The following is a 20594-nucleotide window of genomic DNA, read 5'->3' as shown; positions in this document are numbered from 1 at the left end:
TCGCTGTGTTGCGGCCCATTAACCGTGCTCGCGTACGGCGTTCAGGCCTTGTGTTGTTCAAATTGCTTCGCGATCAGGTATATTGCAGGGTATTCCGCCGCTTGCCCTGCAAACGCCCGGTGATCACTCCGGCCAGCCAAGCCACCAAGAAGACCGCTCCGCCGGCGAGAAACCAGTAAAAACGGTCCCAGGACTTCAACTTGCTGTTTTCTTGGCGCAAGGTCTCGACCTCGACCTGAATATCGGCCAAGTCAGCCACTGTCTGATCGTAGCGTTGCCGCAAATCGAGAACATTGGACGCATCCAGCTGGAGAGCTGCATATTCACGGTCCAGATCCAGAAGCTTGTTGGAGGTTTCGGATAAGGTTTCCAAGAGGTTCCGGTTAACCTCTTCCAGTTCGGCGATCCGTCCCAGAGCCCCGCTGGATGCTGCATAAAGTTCATCATATTCCTCGCGAAGCTCCTGATATTTCAACGATACCGGAATTTCCGCGCTGGTGAAGCGCTTCAGCACCCATCCTTCAATGCCGTTCGGACCGCGGACCCGCAACCATCCCGACTGTTCGGCCAAAGCTTCCATTTTCGCCCCGGCGGGGAGCATCTGAAGAATCCGATGTTCAGTGGATGGTCCGGCTCGCTTGGAAATCTCCCGGACATCGGACACGTACACGGTTTCCGCCGTGGCAGTGCTCGGGGGGAAGGCAACGACGATTAACAGGACGACGGCGACAAACAGCATGATCAGACAGCTTTTCATCGGTGAACCTCAGTAAAATAATGGGCTTGGGTATACGAAACGCGTCTTTTCGTAACACTGAACCATGCCCAAAGACAACGCGTCCAACCACTCTTTTCCCGGGCGAACCGGTGGGATCAGGCATGCAAACCACCCATTTTCACGGCACGGAACGTATCTCGCCGCGACAGCATTTCCGACCTAGATCAGACCGGGCAAAAACGTGGTCAGAGCGGGAAAGGCCAGCAGAATGGCGATGCAGACGATCAACGCGGCCAAAAACGGCCAGATCCCCTTAAAGATGGTTTCCAGCGGGACGTCTGCGGCGATTCCCTTGACGATATAGACGTTCATGCCCACAGGGGGCGTGATCACCCCCATGGCCACGACCAAAACCATGATCACCCCGAACCAGATCGGATCATATCCCAAGACATTGACTACCACGGGGTAAAAGATGGGAATGGTCAACAAGACCAAGGCCAGGGCGTCGATGAAGAATCCCAGGACAAGGTAGATCAACAGGATCAGGGCCATGACCACGTAGGCCGGCAAATCCAGCTGCCCGGCCCAGGACGCCAGCTCGAAGGGAACGCGGCTCACGGCCATGAACCGCCCGAAAATCACCGCCCCGGCCACCAGAAGCATGATCATGGCCGTGGTCCGGGTGGAGTCGGCCAGGGCGCGCTTCAATCCTTCCCAGCGCAACTTGCCCTGGACCAGGGTCAGGAAAAACACACCGGCCGCCCCCACGGCTCCGGCCTCGGTGGGGGTGAACCACCCGGCGAAGAGACCGCCCAGGGACAGGGAAAAGATAACGAATACTTCCCAGATTCCGCCCTTCAACGCCGCGAAGCGATCCTTCCAGCTGAACACCGGTCCGGGAGGACCGAGCCGGGGATTGCGCCGAGCCATGAGGAAAATGGTGGCCATGTAGAGAAACATCAACAAAAATCCAGGGATGATCCCGGCCATGAACAGCTTGCCGATGGATTGCTCCGTGGCCATGCCGTAGACGATGAAGATCACGCTGGGCGGAAACAGGACTCCCAACGCCCCTCCGGCGGCCACGCTGGCCGTGGAAAGGGTGTCCGCGTACCGATATTTCTTCATCTCCGGGATGGCGATGGCCCCGATGGTCGCGGCCGTGGCCGTGTTCGACCCGCAAACCGCGCCGAACAACGCGCAGGTTGCCTGGGTGGCGATGGCCAACCCTCCGGGATAGTGGCCCATGGTCCGATAAGCGAAGGTGAACAGCCTGGCCCCGATCCCGGAGTAGAACGCCAAAAATCCCATGAAGATAAACATGGGGATCACGCTCAGGGAATAGGAGGAAAACGTTGCGTACAAATCCTTGGAAACGACCCGGAACGCCGCATCCGGAGAAACCAGCCAACTGAATCCCAGAAATCCGGTCAGGGACATGGCATAGGCAATGGGCATCCGCAGGATCAGAAGCACGAAAAACAGACCGATGCCGGCCAGGCCGACCAGTGTCGGGCTCATCGGCGCACCGCCATGCCCACCATTTCCACGGCGCGCAGGATCAGGATCAGGCAAAGCAGCCCAAGGGCAGCGGCAAGTCCGTAAACAAACGGATAAAAAGGAATTTTCGTGGTCAATCCCACCTCTCCGCTGGCCGCGAAGCTCTGGGCATAATCCAGCATGTGCCAGGAGCAGAACACGAAAAACACCGCGGCCGTGATGTTGGTCAGGCCGTCGATGCAGGCCCTGATCCGCTCGGGAAGCTTAGCCACCAGAAAGCCCACGGCGATATGCCCGTTCTTCAGTGCGCAATGGGCCAGGGCCAGACCCACGGCCAGGGAGGTCAGAAACCCCACGAATTCATATGTTCCAAGAATCGGATTCTTGAAGAACGCCCGCAGGATAATGTTCAGGACCACCAGAAACATCACAGCCAGAAGACTGATTCCGGCCACGGCGTCAAAGACCTTGCTGGCGGCCCAGACGTATTTTTCGGCGAGTTGAAGATAACGTTTCGAACGTGACGGCATTGAGGATAAGTGGAAAGCTGTTGAGAAGAAACACAGTCGCGCGTTCAGACGCTTTGCAAGCCAGCGAATGAACGCGCGCCGTGTTCAAGAAAAAACATATATCCGCGCCGAGAACGTTCCGGCACGGCAAAAAAGTCCCGTATGGTCAATACCGGGCGTTGTACTTCTCGGACAATTCGATCACCAAGTCCAGGGCCTCTTGCCCGGGCAGCCCACGACCAGCCATATCCCGGAGAAACTCGGCCTGGATCGGCAGGACCAGTTCGGTCCAGCGGGCCGTTTCCTCATCGGTAAGGTGGATCACCTGTTGGCCCGTGGTTTCCACGGCATAGGTCAGGGCCGCTTCGTTCTGCGCATCCCACAACCCCTTGGCCACGTCCTGGAAGAACTGTTCGGAAACCTCGGTGATCACCGCTTGCAGGTCCTCTGGAAGCCGATCCCACGCGCGTTGGTTCATGGTCACGAAGAACAAGGTATTGTAAAGAAACGGGGTCATGGTCAGATAGTCGGTGACCTCGGCGTGCCGCCAACCCTGCAAAACCTCCAAGGGCGAAAGATTGCCCTTGACCAGCCCGCGCGACAGGGCCTCGTAGGCCTCGGACTGAGGCATGGCCACGGGGATGGCGCCCAATGCGGCCAGAGTCTTGGCGCTCAGCCCGGTGGCCCGAATTTCCAAGCCTTGCAAGTCTTCCAGGGTGCGCACGGGCGATTTGGTGAACAGATCACCGGGTCCGGTGGCCAGGACCATCAGCAGCTTGGTGTCCTGGACCTCCGCCGGGTTCAAGGTCTTGATCGCGTCCCAGGCCACTTGGCTGGCGACCTTGGAATTCTTGTAGGTCACGCCGGGCAGTTCGAACACTTCCAACAATGGAAAACGACCCCTGGTGTAGGCGAAAACGGACAGGCCGATATCCGCGATCCCCGTGACCACGCCGTCATAAATCTCGGGAGCCGCGAGCAGAGTCTGGCCCGGATAGCTGACCACGTCGATTCGCCCGTCGGACGCCTCGGCCAGAGCCTTGGCCCAACCTTGGACCAGTTCCGTCTCAGCCGGGTGGGTCGCCGGGAAAAAGTGCGCCAAGCGCAAGGATACCGGACGCTGCGCCATGGCGGCGGTCGCGGTGAACATCAGCGCCAAAAACGCCGCCAACAAAATCATCAGGCACGTCAAACCCAATCTGTTCATCTCTGCCCCCTATTTTTCTATTTGCGCTCAACATGACTCAAACAGCCAGGACAGGCTCGGGGTCGATATCGATCCTGCCTCCAATGCCAAGTTGAACAGCAACACGTTACGGTCGTCATGTTCCGCGGCCTACAGATTGTAGAGTTCGTCCCCGGGGATGATCCGAATCTTGTTGGCTTGTAATATCTCAACGGCCTGATCCGTCCGGTCGAACCGGAAGATCATAACCGCGTCTTTTCCGGTCTGCTGAACAAAGGCGTACATGTATTCCACGTTGATCTGGTTATTGCTGAGCAGTTCCAGAATGAAATGCAGTCCCCCGGGCCTGTCGTCCACTTCCACGGCCACCACGGAGGTCCGGCCAACGGTGAAGCCGTTTTCCTTGAGCAACTGCTTGGCCCGTTCATGGTCCGTGACGATTAACCGTAAAATCCCGAAGTCCGACGTATCGGCCAAGGACAACGCCCGGATGTTGATCCCGCCCTGGGACAAGACCCTGGTCACGTCCGTCAGTCGCCCGGCCCGGTTCTCCAAAAAAATCGAAATCTGTTCCACTTTCATTGTTCTGCCCTCCCTGTAAGGGATTCAGGTTCTATGACGGATTGGGAAACCGTGATGCGCTCTCAGACCTTGGGCCGCTGGTCGATGATCCGTTTGGCCTTGCCTTCGGAACGAGCCAGGCTGCGCGGCTCCACCAGTTTGACCTTGGCCGTCACACCGAGAAACTCCTTGATGTTCCCCTGGATCTTGCCCTCCAGGCGCTGCAGATGGCGCACCTCATCGGAGAAAAGCTTTTCATCCACCTCCACCCGCACCTCCAGGGTGTCCATGGCGCCCTGGCGGTCCAGGATCAACTGATAGTGCGGGGTCAGGCCCTCGGTTTCCAGCAGCAGGGCTTCGATCTGCGACGGAAAGACGTTCACCCCGCGAATGATCAACATGTCGTCGCTACGCCCTTTGATCCGGCTCATCCGGACATGGGTCCGGCCGCAGCGGCAGGGAACGTAGTTGAGGGAGGTGATGTCCCGGGTCCGATAACGGATCAGAGGCTGGGCCTCCTTGGTCAGGGTGGTCAGGACCAACTCGCCGGTCTCGCCGGGCGGTAACTGCTCGCCGGTGATCGGGTCGATGATTTCCGGTAGGAAATGGTCCTCGAAAATGTGCAGGCCTTTTTGGGCCACGGCGCACTCCATGGCCACCCCCGGTCCCATGATCTCGGAGAGTCCGTAAATGTCCAGGGCGATCAGACCCAGCTTGGATTCGATGTCGTGGCGCATCTCCTCGGACCAGGGTTCCGCTCCGAAGATGCCGACGCGGATGGGCAGCTCACTGAACGGGATCCCGGCTTCCTGGGCTGCTTCGAACAGGAACAGGCTGTAGGACGGGGTACTGCACAGCACCGTGGGGCCGAAGTCCCGAAGCAGCATCACCTGACGCCTGGTGCCTCCGCCGGAAATGGGCACGATGGTCGCCCCCAGCTCCTCCGCGCCGTAATGCACGCCCAGCCCGCCGGTGAACAAGCCGTATCCGTAGGCATTATGCACGACGTCACCTCGGTTGACCCCGGCGGCCATGAAGGCCCTGGCCATCAGGGAGGCCCAATTCCGGACGTCGCGGTGCGTATACCCCACCACCGTGGCTTTGCCGGTGGTACCGGACGAGGCATGGATGCGCACGACGTTTTCCTTGGGCACGGCAAACAGGCCGAAGGGATAGTTGTTGCGCAAGTCCTGTTTCTCCGTAAACGGCAGGTACTTCAAATCGTTGAGGCTCTTGATCTGTTCGGGACGTATGCCGGTTTCTTCGAACTTACGCCGATAAAACGGCACGTTGGCGTTGACCCGTTCCACCAGGTTCCGGAGCCGGGACAACTGCAACGGCTCCAGATCCTCCCGGGGCGCGGTCTCTTTCTCGATGTCGAAAATCACGAACTATCCTCCTTGAACAATTGGGTATTCAGAACTGATCCGGGTGTTAGCGGCCCACGAAGCAACGCATGCCCGTGATATCCCGACCATGTCCGTCACGCGAAATGGCTGAACCAGTAATACCCTCCGGCCAGGGCCACCGCCCCCAGCAGCAGGGCGTAGACCCTGCGCGAGCGCAGGGAAAGCAGAACCCCGACGGTTCCGATCATCCAGACCATCGGCCAGGTAATGGGCAGCATCAGGACACGCCCGCGGAATTGCTGCAAGAACACGTCGGTGAGCGGCACGAGCAGGGCCATGACCACGATAAACGCCGTCAGATTCACCGCGACGGATTGGAGCAGGGCCATTCCCGCTGGATTCATCGGGGAGGTGGTTGCATCCGCGCCACCCCGCGTGGACTGAAGCATTTGCGTATACACGGCGTTTTGCCTCCGGCGCTGCAACAATTCGAGACGGCTGCCCAAAAGGGCCGTGGGCGCGCACAACAACATGACCATGAAGATCACCGGAGCCTGGACGAGATCGAAGACGTTCATCAAGGCTAAGGATGTCAGCAGGGCAAAGGGGCCATGCGGGGGAATGTACGTCCCGATGGGAAAGAGATCCAGAAAAAGCAGTTCGAAAAACAGCGCCACGGGCAAGGCCGTTTCCCACTGGCCGGTCACGGCCGCCCAAAGCATCCCGATCACCAGGGGCCGATCCAGAAATCCGAGATTCAGGCCGAATCGGGCCAGGGAAAACAGGACAAAAAAAAACACGCCAAGCCCGCCCAGGCCAGCGCGTCCATGCTCATCCCCACCATGAGGTCTTCACCTGCGTCGAATCGTTGGGAACACAGCGAAAATCCAGATGAATGCCCCGTTTGGCAAAGGCCTTCAGACAGCCGATGTCTTCGCTGCTCAGAGCCACATGCGGACAGAGTTGCTGTTTGCCCGGGGAATAATGCAGGTTGCCGATGTTTACGGTGCTCAACGCAAACCCGGCCTGCAAAGCCCGTTGCACGTCGCCGCACGTGGCGAACAGCAGCAGCGTGTCGCCACGTGGGTGGACGACCCGGCCGTGCTCATCCAAATGCTTGGCGATGCGCTCGACCCCGACGAAGGTGAGCTCCACGCCGCTGGGCACGGCCAAGCGGATGATCTCCTGACGCAGATCGTCGGCGGCCAGTTCGTCGTTGACCACGAGAATGTACCTAGCCCCCAGATACGGCACCCAGGCTTCGATGACCTGGCCGTGGACCAGACGATTGTCGATGCGCACCCAGTTCATGATCGCTCCGGCCTACTCCTTGGCCACCTTGCTGCGCAGAATATCCCCGGCGACGACGATTCCCTGGGATCCGGCCGCCTTGGCCTCCTTGGCCAGTTCGGCCAGGGACAGCTTGCGCGAACCGAGCACGCGCAGCAGCATGGGCAGGTTCACGCCGGTGATCACTTCCAACTGATGCTCGCTTTTGTTCAGCAGCGACAGACTCAAATTGGTCGGCGTCCCCCCGAACATATCCGTCAGAATGACCACCCCGGGACCGTGATCCGCGCTTTTGACGCTCTTTCTGATCTCTGTCAGGGACTTTTCCACTTCCTTGGTCACATCCACGCTGACGAAGTAGCAATCCTGCTGAGGACCGAGAATCAGCTCCGCGGCCTTGAGCAAGTACGCGCCGTACTCCGTATGCGTGACCAATACGACTCCAATCACCGCATGTTCCCCCAAAAAACCGAAATCCGCTGCTATCCCAGATTCAGGTGACGATGTTCAATGGTAACGGAAAATCCGACGGCCGTCAGCGCGGCCGACACGGCCTGGGACACGGCCACCGAGCGATGCCGCCCTCCGGTGCATCCCAGGGCCATGGTCAACCGATACCGGCCTTCCACCGCGTACAACGGCAACAGATACCGTAAAAAATCCTCGAACCGACCGATAAAGTCCTTTCCCGGGTCGTCCCCCAGCACGTAGAGGGCAATGGGCTCGTCCAGACCGGACAGGGGGCGCAGTTCCGGGTCGAAGTAGGGATTGGGCAGAAACCGCAGATCAAAGACCAGATCCGCCTCCAGAGGAACGCCGTACTTGAAGCCGAAGGAAATCAAGTGAATGCGCATCCCTTCGCCGAGTTTCTGATCCAGGGGCCATTTCTCCTGAAACACCCGTCGCAGGTCGTGGATGGAAAAATCCGACGTATCCACCACCAAGTCGGCGTGCTTGCGCAACCCCTCCAGCATGATCCGCTCACGGAAGATGGCCTGGTCCAATCCCATGCCCTGGGCTTCCAGGGGATGCGGACGGCGGGTGGTGGCGTAGCGCCGGATCAGCACGGCGTCCCGGGCCTCCAGAAAGACCAGTTTCGGACACATCCCGGCCAGGTCCATCCGCTCCACGAACTGCTCCCATTGCAGGGCGAAGTCCGGTTGGCGCACATCCAGCCCCAGGGCCACCCCGGCGTACTGGTTCAGCTTCATCTCCTCGGACAGGGTCAGCAACTGTCCGGCCAGCCCGGCCGGCAGACCGTCCACGCAGTAGTACCCCAGATCCTCGAAGACGTTCAGGACCGTACTTTTTCCGGCCCCGGACTGTCCGGTGATCATGACCAGGGAGAGTTCGCACGGTTTTCGCGGTTGGTCTGCGCTCATCGCGGTTTGCCTTTTGGGGTAGGGGCACGGCGCGCCGTGCCCCTACGGTGTGGACGAATAAAATACCATCACGCCGAACTGAGGGCGTCCCAGAAAAGCTCCTTGTCCTGGGCCGTGAGAAAGGCATGCCGAAAGGTCTCGTCCTTGAGCAGCCGGGTGATGGACGCCAGGATGCGCAGGTGCATTCCGGCGACCTGTTCCGGGGCCAGGACCATGAAAAAAATATGGCACGGTTTGCGGTCCAGGGCGTCGAAATCCACGCCTTCGGAACTGCGTCCGACCACCAGCACGATCCTGTCCAGCCCCTCCAGCTTGCCGTGGGGAATGGCCACTCCTTCGCCGATGCCCGTGCTCCCGAGACTTTCCCGGTCCTTGAGCACCCGAAAGGCCGCCTCGGCATCCAGACTCGGCACGTTTTGGGCCAGCACGGCGACCAATTCCGCCAGCACTTCCGTCTTGTTCCTGGCTTGCAAATCGGGGAGCAGCAAGTCCTTGCTCAAGAAATCCTTGAGGACCATCGACTAGATACCCGGGTCGATCAGACCGAAATCGCCGCTTTTCCGGCGGTAGATGACGTTGACGCGCTCGATGTCCGCGTTGAAGAAAACCAGGAAATCGTTGCCCAGGGCTTCCAATTGCATGGCCGCCTCGTCCACGGACATGGGCTTGGGCTCGAAATTGTCGGTTTCCGTGATGGTCTGGGCCCGCTTGCCGGTCTCGTCCTGGGTAAAGGTGATCACGTCCACCCGCGCGGACTGGCTCTTCTGACCGCGACGATGGTCCTTGTTCTTCTCTTTGGTCTTGCGCACCTGAGCCTCGAGCTTGTCCAGGACCAGGTCGATGGTGGAGTACATGTCCTCGCTTTCGGTGGTGGCGGAGAAATGCATGTCCTTGCCCGTGAGGATCACCTCGGCCATATGCCGATACTTTTCCACGGAAAGGTTGACGGCCAGTTCGCCCTGATCTTCAGGACGCAGGTAACGGTTGATTTTATTGAAACGCTCGCCGGCGTAGCCCTTGAGGTGATTGGACGGCTCGAAATTCTTGAAAGTAAAAGTTATTTCCATGCGACACCTCCGAAGTAAAACGGGTTCTGGGTTGGTTTGAGGTTGTTCGCTCCGTTGGGAGCATCCGGGATGGCTAAAAAATGGCCTTGCGCTTGGAAGACGACTCGATGTTCAACGCCATGCGGTACTTGGCCACGGTACGGCGGGCGATGTTCACGCCCAGGGACTTTTTCAAAAGTTGCGAGATCAGTTCGTCGCTGAGCGGACGCTTGGGGTCCTCTTCGGAAATCAGCTTCTTGATCTCCGCCTTGACGCTTTCCGAGCCGGCCTCCGACCCGTCGTCCATACCCAGGGCGCTGTTGAAGAAAAATTTCAGTTCATACGTTCCATGGGGCGTGCTCATGTATTTGCTGGTCGTGATCCGGCTGACCGTGGACTCGTGCATGTTGATGTCCAGGGCCACATCCTTGAGGATCATCGGCTTCAGATGCGTCACCCCATGGCGAAAAAAATCAATCTGGAACCGGACGATGCTTTCGGCGACCTTGTGCAGGGTCCGCTGGCGCTGGTACAGGCTTTTCATCAACCAGTGAGCGGATCGGACCTTTTCCTGAATGTAGTCCCTGGTCCCCTTGTCGTGAACGGACAGCTCCTTGGCGTAGGCCTCATTGACCATCAAACCCGGTATCTCGTCCTCGTTCAGAACCACGATGAAATCGCCGCCGTGCTGGAGGATGTAAACGTCCGGGCTGGTGAACTGAGGATCATCGGAGCCGAAGCTCTTGCCGGGCATGGGGTCCAGGCGCTGGATGCAGTCCAGGTAGTGTTTGATTTCCTCCATGGAGAGCTTGAACTTCTTGGCCAACGGCTTGTAGCGACGTTTTTCCAGCTCCTCCAGATGATCCTTGACCAGGGAGACCAGAATCGGGTCGTCCAGCCCCAGTTCGTCCATCTGGACCAGCAGGCACTCCCGCAGGTTCCTAGCGCAGACCCCCACGGGGTCCAGGCGTTGCATGATCCGCAGGATCCGCTCCGCCTCCTCCGTCTCGCAGCCGGCCATGGCGGCGATGTCCTCAATGGATTCGCAAAGATACCCCACGGCATCCAGGTTGCCAAGGATCACCTCGCTGACGGCCAATTCCCGCTCCGACAAGGCCGAAAGCCGCAACTGCCAGGAAAGATGGCCGATCAGCGTGGACTTGCCGGCCAGCCGGGCCTCGAAACTCATGCCCTCTTCCGGGACTTCCCAGTCCCGGCCCTGGATCTGTCGACTGATGCTGGAAAATTCTCCCAGGTAGTCCTGCCACTCCGAATCGTGAAGCTGCCGGGGCTCCTCGACGTTGACGGACTGGAACCGATCCTCGGCAGGGTCTTTTATCGGGGTCTCCACCGTCTCATCGATGCCTTCCGGCGCGATCTCCAATACGGGATTCTCCAGCAATTCCTGCTGGATGCTTTCCACCAGCTCCAGCCTGGAAAGCTGAAGCAGCTTGATGGCTTGTTGCAGTTGGGGGGTCATCACCAACTGCTGCGTCAACTTCAGTTGCTGGCGCAGTTCAAGAGCCATGTCGCGTTTTCGCCTCCATGACCGGGCTGACCGGTTGGAACGCCAATCCCGATTGTTGATCAATCATAAGCAAAAGTCCTCACCGAGGTAAACTTTCCGAGCGATGGAATCGGCCACGATGGCTTCCGGAGACCCTTCAAAAATGGCCCGTCCTTCGAAGACGATGGATGCTCTGTCGCAAATCTTCAGCGTTTCGCGGACGTTGTGATCCGAAATCAACACACCGATCCCCCGCTCCTTGAGGGACATCACGATCTCCTGGATGTCGTCCACGGCCAGGGGGTCGATACCCGCGAAGGGTTCGTCCAGCAACATGAATTTCGGATTCCGGATCAGGGCCCGGGCGATTTCCAGACGGCGGCGCTCCCCGCCGGAGAGAAACATGGCCTTCTGGTCGGCCAGTTTGGAGATGCCCAGTTCCTCCAGCAGGGCCTCGGCCTTTCTGCGCTGCATGGCCGGGGTGAAGTCCGTGTACTCCAGGATGATCCGCAAATTCTGCATCACGGTCAGCTTTTTGAAGACCGAACTCTCCTGGGGCAGGTAGCTCAGCCCCAGCCGGGCCCGCTCATGCAGCGGCCAAGTGGTGATCCGCTTTCCGTCCAGGTCCACCACCCCGCTGGTGGGCTTGATCACCCCGACCAGCATGTAGAACGTGGTGGTTTTCCCGGCTCCGTTGGGACCTAAAAGGCCGACGATCTCCCCCTGCTCGACCCGGATGGAAATATCCCGGACCACCTCTTTCTGGCCGAAGCTTTTGCGCAGACTCTTGCCGGAGAGAAGGGCCTTCACCGCGCCCCCTGTTCCCGAGGCAAAAGAAACATTCCTTCCACTCGACGATCGGTGCGTCCCTGCACATCCACCTCTCTTTCTTCAACATTGAGCGTGATCACGTTGCCTTCCAACCGGGTCCCGCCTTCTTCCACCCGGGCGTTGCCTTCCAGACGCAGGACGCTCTGGTCCACCCAATAGGTGGCCATGTCGCCGTGGCCGACACGGTCCTCGTGCTTCAGAAAGACCTGGCCAAAAGCGATCATTTGTTCAATGTCCACTTGAGCTTCCATGTCCTGTTCCGGAGCCATGCCCTCGGGTCGAGCCTCCCGGGGAAGGGTTCGCAAAAGCACTACCAGCCGCTCCGAACGGAGCTGAAAATTCGGCCTGTCCACCCGCACGTCCCCCATGAACTCGATCTGGTGATCGCGATGGGAGTAGCGCAGCCGCTCGGACGTGATCCGCGTCGGGATGGCCTGCTCTTCCGCCGAAGAACTCCAACCCGGAAACAGGAACAGCGCCACAAAAACGACCGGAAACGTGACCCGCAAAAGCCGGGTCAATGAAAACCGAGTTTCCATCTACAACCCGTGTCCGAAACTGTCTTTGGCAATGATCACTTCCACTCCGCCCTCGGCGTTGACCACCCAGGTGTGCAGGTCAACGTCGCCCCGCTTCGAGCGCAATTGCAGTCCTTGGCGGTCCAGGAGGATGTCACCGTGCAGAAAAATGGTTTCATCCACCTGAACGAAAACGGCCTCGTCGGAATTGAGATACGTCGGACCATATTCCATATGCACTCCGGACCAAAGCCGGATATCGCTGGTGGCCTGATCCACCTCCCCCAGGGGGGCGCTGACGATCACGGGAATGTCCCGACCATCCAGACTTTTTACGATGGTCGGGGCGTTGAGCAACACCATCTGTTGGCCTTGGTCGTAGGACGCGGACAGAGCCCGCAGGGTCCACAGGGTTCGCCCCTCCTGGCCCAGGCGCATCTCCACCCCGCTCATGCTCACGTCCGTGTCCGCTCCGCCGGCGATGGGACCGACGGTACGCCGCTCCTCGGGTGCATCACCGGAAAAGAAATATAAACCAAGCACGAACAGGATCAACGCTCCGGCAATGACTTTCCGACGCACGCCTCCTCCCCTTTGAATCGATAAAAAATGGAGAGTACAATCTTTGCAAGAGAAAATCGAGTGCCGATTTTCCTTCGAAATCGTTCACAAAAATACAACCGCCGCGTATCGACGGCCTGAAACTCCGACGCAATACCGACCAACGCCTATAGACGCCCCTGACCATGTGGTCAAATCAGAACTGGAATCGGAAGGAAAAAGGAACTCCTCCACACCTTGACCCTTCGGCGATCACGGACCTATTCTCTCCAGATGAACAGTTCGGAGGAGCATGATTCGGCGGCGAACACCACGAAGGTCGGACAGGCCATCCGGCTGAACAAGGCCCTGGCCCGGGCCGGGCTCTGTTCCCGCCGGGCCGCGGACGATCTGATTCTGGCCGGAGCGGTCATGGTCAACGGAACCGTGGCCGCCTCGCCGGGAATCCGCGTCGATCCAGCCGTGGACCATGTCCGGGTCCACGGACGCGAGATCCGCCTTGGTCCAGTCCAGCCGTCGGACCACCTCTATCTGGTCCTGCACAAGCCTCCGGGCGTCGTCACCACGGCCCATGACCCCCAGGGCCGCACAACCGTCCTTGATCTGCTTGCGCCGGACATCCGTGGTCGTCGCCCTTTTTCCGTGGGCAGACTGGACCTACTTTCCGAAGGCCTGCTTCTGCTGACCACGGACGGAGAACTGGCCCTGCGCATGACCCATCCCCGCTGGGAACACCCCAAGGTCTACCATGTCCGCGTTCGTGGCCGGGTCACCCCGGAAAAACTGGCGACCATGCTCAAGGGGATGCGCCTGGCCGAGGGGGACCAACTCGCGCCGGTCCGGGCACGGGTCATCGAGGACCGCTCACCCCGAGCGCCGGACAACGCCGTAACCCTGGAGATGACCCTCCGCCAGGGGGTTAATCGCCAGATCCGCCGGATGTGCCGCGACCTGCGGCTGCACATCGTCCGCCTGCGACGCGTCTCCCAAGGGCCAATCCGCCTGGGCGACCTCCCTCCCGGCGCGATCCGACCGTTGACCGGCCGGGAACTCAAGGCCCTGCGCGCTTCCCTTGACCTCCCTCTTGACCCTGTCCTTGCCCTCCACCGGGAGCCCTCATGATCCATCTTTTCTTCTGCCCGCAAATGACCGAAACGGCCCTGCGCATCCACACGGCCCACCCGGATCGGATCACCCTGGGTCGCATCGACTGGTCCTATTTCCGAGACGGCTTTCCCAACCTGCGCATCGAGAACGCGCCCGGGCTGCGCAACCGCGACGTGGCTTTCCTGAGCACCCTGACAACCCCCGCGGAGATGTTCGCCCAACTGGCCGTGCTCTTTGAGCTGCCTCGCTACGCGGTGCGCTCCTTCAAGCTGATCCTGCCCTATTTTCCCACCGGAACTATGGAGCGGGTGGAGGAAGAAGGCCAGATCGCCACGGCGGCCACCCTGGCCCGCCTGCTCTCGGACATTCCTCTGACCATGTCCGGTCCGGCCCAGATCGTGATCTACGATATCCACGCCTTGCAGGAACGATTCTACTTTTCCGACAGCGTAATCCCCAGGCTGGAAACGGCGATCCCTCTGCTCAAGGACCGGGTTCGCGACGAGCCCGACCTGTCCATCGCCTTTCCGGACGAGGGTGCCTGGAAACGCTTCGGTCGCCTGTTTCCGGAATTTCCACAGATCGTCTGCCTCAAAGCCCGCCGGGGCGATCGGCGCGGAGTCCTGATCAAGGAAGGCGACCCGGTGAATCGGCACGTGCTCATCGTGGACGACCTGATCATGTCCGGCGGGACCCTGATCGAATGCAAGAACCTCTTGTTGGAAAAAGGAGCGGCCCGAGTCAGCGCCTTCGCCACACATGGCGTCTTCCCCAATTGTTGCTGGCACCGCCTGGAGGACGAGAGTTTTGAGACGATCTGGATCACGGATTCCTGCCCGGAACAGGCCGAGGCCGTCCACAGCAGGCCGCCGTTCCAGGTCATTTCCCTGGCCCCGGATATTGCCAGAATCGTCCTTGAACCGCTATGAACCCAACCTTTGCCCCGCGAACTCTTGAACCGTTGGACCGTGAACCGTTGAACCGTTGAACCCGCCTCCAAGGAGCCCTTGATGATTCCCAATGATCTGCTCTACACCTCGTCCCATGAATGGGTCCGCGTCACCGACCAGGAAGCCCTGATCGGCATCACGGATTTCGCCCAGTGCCAGCTTGGCGACATCACCTTCATCGAACTGCCTTCCCTGGGCGACACCGTTGTTCAGGGCCGGGAAATGGGGAGCATCGAGTCGGTCAAGGCGGCCAGCGAGTTGAACAGCCCGGTTTCCGGGACCGTCGTCGAAGTCAATGCCGAGTTGGACGGCGCGCCGGAAAAAATCAACCAGGACCCTTACGGCGCGGGCTGGATGATCCGAGTGCGGCTCAGCGAGCCTCCCCAGGGCCTGCTGTCCCCCGAGGAATACAAAGCCATCGCCGAGTGTAGCGACGAGTAGAATAAACCATGCCCTACATTCCCCACACCCCGGACGAACAGCGCCGCATGCTGGACATCGTCGGCGTCGCCGACATGGACGCCCTGTTCGCGGAGATCCCCGAGGCCCTGCGGCCCAAAAGCTTCGACCTGCCGGAAGGTCTCGGCGAGCACGAGGTCATGCGGCACCTGGAAACTCTGGCGGACAAAAACAACACCCGGCTCGTTGGGTTTCTGGGCGCGGGCTTTTACGACCACGCCATTCCCGCCGCGGTGGATTTTCTGACCTCCCGCGGCGAGTTCGCCACGGCCTACACTCCCTACCAGCCGGAGGCCTCCCAGGGGTCGCTCCAGGCCATATTCGAGTACCAGACCGCGGTCTGCCGCCTCCTGGATATGGAGTACGCCAACGCCTCGGTCTACGACGGGGGGACCGCCCTGTACGAGGCCATGATGATGGCCGTGCGCCACACCAAACGCCGCAAGATCGTGGTGGACGAGTGCGTCAACCCCATCTACCGCAGGATGCTGGATTGCTACACGTCCAACCTCCATCTGGAGATGACCGTGGTCGCCCACCGGGAAGGCGGCTCGAACCAGAAAGCCTTGTCCGCGGCGATGGATACCGATACCGCGGCGGTCATAGTCCAAAACCCGAACTTCTTCGGGTCCCTGGAGGACTTTACCGGTCTATTCACTCATGCCCGGTCCCTGGGGGCCCTGAACATCATCTCCGTCTACCCGCTGATGCAGGCCGTCCTGAAGACGCCCGGGGCCATGGGCGCGGACATTGCCACGGCCGAGGGACAGAGCCTGGGCCTGCCCCTGAGTTTCGGCGGGCCGTATCTGGGCATGATGGCCTGCACCAAGGCCCTGATCCGCCAGATGCCCGGCCGGATCGTCGGGCGAACCACCGACTCCCACGGCCGAACCGGCTACGTCCTGACCCTCCAGGCCCGTGAGCAGCACATCCGCCGCCAGAAAGCCACTTCCAACATCTGCTCCAACCAGGCTCTCTGCGCCCTGCGCGCCATCACGTATCTTTGTCTGATGGGCCCCCAGGGGCTGGCCAACACCGCCACGCACTGCTCCGAACTGGCCCACTACGCGGCCAGACGCCTGCTCAAGCTCCCCGGCACCGAACTGCTCAGCCAGCGCCCTTTTGCCAACGAGTTCGCCCTGGTCCTGCCCAAGCCCGTCTACCACGTCCTCGACCGTCTGACCCGACGCGGCTTTTTGCCCGGCTTTCCCCTGGGCCGCTACTATCCGGGTCTGGAAAACGTTCTGCTCATCGCCTGCACGGAAAAAAACACCCGCGAAGACATCGGTATCCTCAAGGAGTTGCTGGGAGGCGCGTTATGAAGACCATATTCGAACAATCCGTTTCCGGACGTCCCGGCGTCGGGCTGCGGGAATTGAAGAAGGACTTGACCGGCTTGATCCCCCAGGAACTGGCCCGAGACGGACTACCTTGTCTGCCCCAGGTGGGCGAACTGGATGTGGTGCGCCATTTCACGCGGCTTTCCCGGCTCAATTTCGGCGTGGACAGCCACTTCTACCCCCTGGGCTCCTGCACCATGAAGTACAACCCCAAATTTATGGAACAGGCCGCGGCCCTGCCGGGCTTCAGCCGTCTGCACCCGCTGGTGCCCCAGTTCCGGGGGGCGGGCCATTTTGCTCAGGGCGCCCTGGAAGTGATTTTCGAGACCGAACGGCTGCTGTGCGAAATCACGGGCATGGCTGGTTTCACGGCCCACCCCATGGCCGGGTCCCACGGCGAGCTGACCGGAGCGATGATCATCGCCGCCTACCACAAGGACAAAGGCCGCAAGCGGACCAAAGTCGTGGTGCCGGACTCGGCCCACGGCACCAACCCGGCCTCCGCGGCCATCGCCGGCTTTGACGTGATCAGTCTGGAATCCAGGGACGGGATCGTCGATCCCCAAGCCCTGGAAGCCGTGCTCAGCGAGGACGTGGCCGCCGTGATGATGACCTGCCCCAACACCCTGGGGCTGTTCGAGCAGCATCTGCCCCGGATCGTGGAACTGGTCCGCTCCGTGGACGCCCTGCTCTACTACGACGGCGCGAATCTGAACGCCATTCTGGGCAAGATGCGCGTTGGGGACGCGGGTTTCGACGTGGTCCACCTGAACCTGCACAAAACCTTCGGCACCCCGCACGGCGGCGGCGGTCCGGGCTCCGGTCCGGTGGGCGTATGCGAGCGGCTGGTGGACTTTCTGCCGATTTCCCGAGTGGTCAAGCTGGAGGACGGCCAGTTCTTCCTGGACTACGACTACCCCAAGTCCATCGGCTACGTGGCCCCGTTCTACGGCAACTTCGGCGTCTACCTGAAAGCCTACGCCTACATTCTGCGTCTGGGGAGGGAGGGGCTGATCCGGGTTTCGGAAAACGCGGTCCTCGCGGCCAATTACCTCCGCAAGCGCCTCGAAAAGCATCTGGAAATCCCGTTCAACCGGATCTGCATGCACGAATTCGTGGCCTCGGCCGTGCGCCAGGCGACCAAGGGCGTCCGGGCACTGGACATTGCCAAGGCCCTTCTGGACAAAGGCCATCACGCCCCCACGGTCTATTTTCCCTTGATCGTCAAGGAAGCCCTGATGTTCGAGCCCACGGAAACCGAGTCCCTGGACACCCTGGACCAGTTCGTGGACGACCTGATCGCCATCCTGGAACAGGCCGACCAGGACCCCGCCGCGGTCCAATCCGCGCCACAGCTCACTCCGGTCAGCCGTCTGGACGAAGTCAAGGCGGCCCGCAATCTGGAACTGACGGACCATTGCGGGCTTTGAGGCCCAGTCTTCCCGCTCGGTAACTACTCAGCACAGAGGAATTCTGTTGCCGGGGTCGGAATCGGGATCGGTATCGGAATCGAAAACGCTGGGAAGCGTTCAAAATTTTTCCTGTTCCGATTCCGATTCCGATAGCGACCCCGACTCCGATTGCCGGAGCAAGGGCGGATACAAAATGTGCTGAGTAGATACAAAAACGGGCCACCGACCGAGGCATGCGCCTCGGCCGGTGGCCCGATACGAATCTCCGTTTTTCGCCCTCATTCAGGTGGCTTCGGGCGATTCAGCTTCACCCCTGCTTCATCCGCTGTACCACCTCTTGCAGTTCCACGGCCTGCCTGGCCAGTTCGGAGATGGCTTGGGCCGACTGGTTCATGACCTCGCTGGTTTCCGAGGAGATTCGGTTGATGTCCTCCACTCCGCGGTTGATTTCCTCGCTGGTGGCGGACTGTTGTTCCGCGGCCGTGGCGATGGAGCGGACCTGATCCGCGGCTTGTTCGGCCAGGGCCAGGATTTCCCGCAGCGCGTCCCCGGATTGGTTGGCCAGTCTGGTGGCGTCCTCGATGGCGGTCACGGACTGGTCCATGCCCCGGATGTTGGCCTGAGTGCCTTGCTGAATGGCGGAGATGGCCTCGCCCACTTCCTTGGTGGCGTTCATGGTCTTCTCGGCCAGCTTGCGCACCTCGTCGGCCACCACGGCGAATCCACGACCCGCGTCACCGGCCCGGGCCGCCTCAATGGCCGCGTTCAGGGCCAGGAGGTTGGTCTGGTCCGCGATGTCCTCGATCACGGTCATGATCTTGCCGATCTGTTCGGCCTGTTTTCCAAGATGATCCAGGTTGTTCTTCATTTCCTGGGCCTTGGTCTGCACCGTGTTGATGGCCGCCACCGAGGCGCTGACCACCTTGGCGCCGTCCACGGCCTTGGTCCGGGCCTGATCCGATGCTTCGGCGGCCTGGGAGGCGTTCTTGGCCACTTCCAGCACCGTGGCGTTCATTTCCTCCATGGCCGTGGCCGTCTCCCCGGTGCGGCTTGTCTGCTCTTCCGCTCCCCGGCTGGCCTCCTCCACCTGGGCCGACAATTCCTCCGAGGCGGAAGTCATCCGCTCCACCACGCCCTCGATATTGGTCGCTGCCTCAAGCATCCCGTCGCGCTTGGCCGTCTCGGCCTGAGCCCGGGCTTCCTGGGCCTCCCGCGTGGCGACCTGGGCCTTTTCCGTCTCTTGCCGGGCCAGTTCGGACTGGTGCTCGGCCTCCTTCATTTTTTCGATCAAGGATTGAACCATGGCCTGAATGCTCAGGTTCAAGCGCCCGATTTCGTCTTTCTGGTCAATGCCGGACCGAGCCTGCAAGTCGCCCTTGGCCACGACGTCGGCGTACGTCATCAGACGACTCACCGGGCCGGTGATGGCGCGACTGACCAGTAGGGCGATAATGATGCCTACACCGAAGAAAACCAGGGAAGCGATGGCCACGGCCCAACGCAACTGATACACCGGTGCCAGCACGTCGTCCTGCATGGCCCCCACGGCAATGGACCAACCGGTGCCGGGAATAGGCGCGAACCCAAAAAAACGGTCCGTCCCCATGAACGGGTACGCATCAAAACCCGACTCGCCTCGAACCATCCGCTGGAACATGGCCGCCAACGGGGAGAACTGGGCATCCGTCCGCGCCTCTTCGATGAAGTTGCGCTGGTCCATCACGAACTGCCTGTTGCCATGGGCGATCAAGGCCCCCTTGTCGTCGATGATGTAGGAGTACCCCGCCGCCCCGTATCCGATCTCGTCCGTGATCTCGCTGAGCATCGTGGCGTCCAGGCGGGCCATAAGCACGGCCTGGACCTGCCCCCGGTCTCCCCTGATGGGCGTGGCCAGAATCAACACCGGTTGATTGGTCACGCGACTGATAATCACGTTGGAAAAGACCGTCCGGCCTGCCATGGCATCTTGGAAATACGCTCTGTCGCTCAGTTCCGCCGTGGTTCCGTCCGGATAGCGGGCCAAGCCGTTCGGGGAGATGACCCCCATTCCCAGATAGTTCAATCGGACGGTCTCATTTTCCAGGGCAGGCCGCTGCTGCATCCAGTCCATGGAGCGGATCACATGGCGGTTGGCAATGCCTTCCAGAGCCAAAATGTGATAATCCAGCTGACTCCTGACAAGCTTGGCTCCATCCTCGGCCATCAGCGGAATATTTTCCTCCACCTGGGCGACCACGGCACGGGAGGCGCGATCGTAGGCAATGTACCCCAACCCGCCGCAGACCAGGACCAGCAAGGTCAAAAAGCCGCCAAGCAGCTTGATTCCAATAGGTATGTTTTTCATGTTTCATCTCCTTCGTTTTAT

Annotated in this window: 22 protein-coding genes; 5 read left to right on the top strand and 17 right to left on the bottom strand. The window is 60.4% G+C overall.

Annotated elements, in window-relative coordinates; all coding sequences use genetic code 11:
* Positions 1-73: 73 nt before the first annotated feature.
* The 16 genes from AC559A_RS08580 to AC559A_RS08505 all read right to left on the bottom strand — a co-directional run bounded on the left by AC559A_RS08580 (position 74) and on the right by AC559A_RS08505 (position 12982).
* Complete coding sequence (locus AC559A_RS08580) at positions 74-757, bottom strand: TIGR04211 family SH3 domain-containing protein (protein ID WP_498817471.1); 684 nt, start codon at positions 755-757, stop codon at positions 74-76.
* Between the two features lie 180 nt (positions 758-937).
* Positions 938-2242, bottom strand: a complete 1305-nt coding sequence (locus AC559A_RS08575; protein WP_028572071.1) for a TRAP transporter large permease — start codon at positions 2240-2242, stop codon at positions 938-940.
* Positions 2239-2751 (bottom strand): TRAP transporter small permease, encoded by a 513-nt coding sequence (locus tag AC559A_RS08570; RefSeq protein ID WP_035261560.1) that lies wholly within the window; start codon positions 2749-2751, stop codon positions 2239-2241. The genes AC559A_RS08575 and AC559A_RS08570 overlap by 4 nt, the downstream gene beginning before the upstream one ends.
* Before the next feature lie 145 nt (positions 2752-2896).
* Positions 2897-3937, bottom strand: coding sequence for a TRAP transporter substrate-binding protein (locus AC559A_RS08565; protein ID WP_498817468.1), 1041 nt, complete (start codon positions 3935-3937; stop codon positions 2897-2899).
* Between the two features lie 129 nt (positions 3938-4066).
* Entirely contained in the window at positions 4067-4498 is a 432-nt protein-coding gene (locus AC559A_RS08560; protein WP_028572072.1) for an ACT domain-containing protein, read from the bottom strand.
* Positions 4499-4560: 62 nt separating this feature from the next.
* The gene (locus tag AC559A_RS08555) at positions 4561-5865 is read right to left on the bottom strand and encodes a phenylacetate--CoA ligase family protein (RefSeq protein ID WP_028572073.1); all 1305 of its coding nucleotides are present in this window, start codon (positions 5863-5865) and stop codon (positions 4561-4563) included.
* 95 nt (positions 5866-5960) lie between these two features.
* A complete protein-coding gene (locus AC559A_RS08550; protein WP_051434506.1) occupies positions 5961-6626 on the bottom strand; it encodes a hypothetical protein in 666 nt (221 codons plus the stop codon).
* Positions 6627-6657: 31 nt separating this feature from the next.
* Positions 6658-7137 (bottom strand): PTS sugar transporter subunit IIB, encoded by a 480-nt coding sequence (locus tag AC559A_RS08545; RefSeq protein WP_028572074.1) that lies wholly within the window; start codon positions 7135-7137, stop codon positions 6658-6660.
* Between the two features lie 12 nt (positions 7138-7149).
* Positions 7150-7551, bottom strand: coding sequence for a PTS sugar transporter subunit IIA (locus AC559A_RS08540; protein ID WP_337833217.1), 402 nt, complete (start codon positions 7549-7551; stop codon positions 7150-7152).
* A gap of 47 nt (positions 7552-7598) precedes the next feature.
* Positions 7599-8498: an RNase adapter RapZ gene (rapZ, locus tag AC559A_RS08535; protein WP_498817465.1), complete on the bottom strand. Its 900-nt coding sequence runs from the start codon at positions 8496-8498 to the stop codon at positions 7599-7601.
* A 68-nt stretch (positions 8499-8566) separates the two neighbouring features.
* Positions 8567-9016: a PTS sugar transporter subunit IIA gene (locus AC559A_RS08530; RefSeq protein ID WP_028572077.1), complete on the bottom strand. Its 450-nt coding sequence runs from the start codon at positions 9014-9016 to the stop codon at positions 8567-8569.
* A 3-nt stretch (positions 9017-9019) separates the two neighbouring features.
* The gene (hpf, locus tag AC559A_RS08525) at positions 9020-9565 is read right to left on the bottom strand and encodes a ribosome hibernation-promoting factor, HPF/YfiA family (protein ID WP_028572078.1); all 546 of its coding nucleotides are present in this window, start codon (positions 9563-9565) and stop codon (positions 9020-9022) included.
* 73 nt (positions 9566-9638) lie between these two features.
* Entirely contained in the window at positions 9639-11072 is a 1434-nt protein-coding gene (gene rpoN, locus AC559A_RS08520) for an RNA polymerase factor sigma-54 (RefSeq protein ID WP_028572079.1), read from the bottom strand.
* A gap of 63 nt (positions 11073-11135) precedes the next feature.
* On the bottom strand, positions 11136-11861 hold the full coding sequence (lptB, locus tag AC559A_RS08515) for an LPS export ABC transporter ATP-binding protein (protein WP_028572080.1): 726 nt from the start codon (positions 11859-11861) through the stop codon (positions 11136-11138).
* The gene (locus AC559A_RS08510; protein ID WP_498817462.1) at positions 11858-12421 is read right to left on the bottom strand and encodes an LptA/OstA family protein; all 564 of its coding nucleotides are present in this window, start codon (positions 12419-12421) and stop codon (positions 11858-11860) included. Before AC559A_RS08510 ends, lptB begins: the two co-directional genes overlap by 4 nt.
* Positions 12422-12982: an LptA/OstA family protein gene (locus tag AC559A_RS08505; RefSeq protein ID WP_028572082.1), complete on the bottom strand. Its 561-nt coding sequence runs from the start codon at positions 12980-12982 to the stop codon at positions 12422-12424.
* Positions 12983-13234: 252 nt separating this feature from the next.
* Here AC559A_RS08505 and AC559A_RS08500 point away from each other — a divergent pair, with 252 nt between their 5' ends.
* From AC559A_RS08500 to gcvPB, 5 genes are all read left to right on the top strand, one after another.
* Complete coding sequence (locus tag AC559A_RS08500) at positions 13235-14083, top strand: pseudouridine synthase (protein WP_498817460.1); 849 nt, start codon at positions 13235-13237, stop codon at positions 14081-14083.
* Positions 14080-14997, top strand: coding sequence for a phosphoribosyltransferase family protein (locus tag AC559A_RS08495; protein ID WP_028572083.1), 918 nt, complete (start codon positions 14080-14082; stop codon positions 14995-14997). The genes AC559A_RS08500 and AC559A_RS08495 overlap by 4 nt, the downstream gene beginning before the upstream one ends.
* A gap of 81 nt (positions 14998-15078) precedes the next feature.
* On the top strand, positions 15079-15459 hold the full coding sequence (gcvH, locus tag AC559A_RS08490; protein ID WP_498817458.1) for a glycine cleavage system protein GcvH: 381 nt from the start codon (positions 15079-15081) through the stop codon (positions 15457-15459).
* 8 nt (positions 15460-15467) lie between these two features.
* Positions 15468-16799 (top strand): aminomethyl-transferring glycine dehydrogenase subunit GcvPA, encoded by a 1332-nt coding sequence (gene gcvPA, locus AC559A_RS08485; RefSeq protein ID WP_498817456.1) that lies wholly within the window; start codon positions 15468-15470, stop codon positions 16797-16799.
* Complete coding sequence (gene gcvPB / locus AC559A_RS08480) at positions 16796-18247, top strand: aminomethyl-transferring glycine dehydrogenase subunit GcvPB (RefSeq protein WP_498817454.1); 1452 nt, start codon at positions 16796-16798, stop codon at positions 18245-18247. Before gcvPA ends, gcvPB begins: the two co-directional genes overlap by 4 nt.
* A gap of 289 nt (positions 18248-18536) precedes the next feature.
* Here gcvPB and AC559A_RS08475 read toward each other — a convergent pair whose 3' ends face one another.
* A complete protein-coding gene (locus tag AC559A_RS08475; RefSeq protein WP_498817452.1) occupies positions 18537-20573 on the bottom strand; it encodes a methyl-accepting chemotaxis protein in 2037 nt (678 codons plus the stop codon).
* Between the last annotated feature and the right edge of the window lie 21 nt (positions 20574-20594).

The sequence above is a fragment of the Desulfonatronum zhilinae genome (genome assembly GCF_900182865.1).
Taxonomy (GTDB): domain Bacteria; phylum Desulfobacterota; class Desulfovibrionia; order Desulfovibrionales; family Desulfonatronaceae; genus Desulfonatronum; species Desulfonatronum lacustre.
This window is presented reverse-complemented; position numbering and strand designations above follow the sequence as displayed.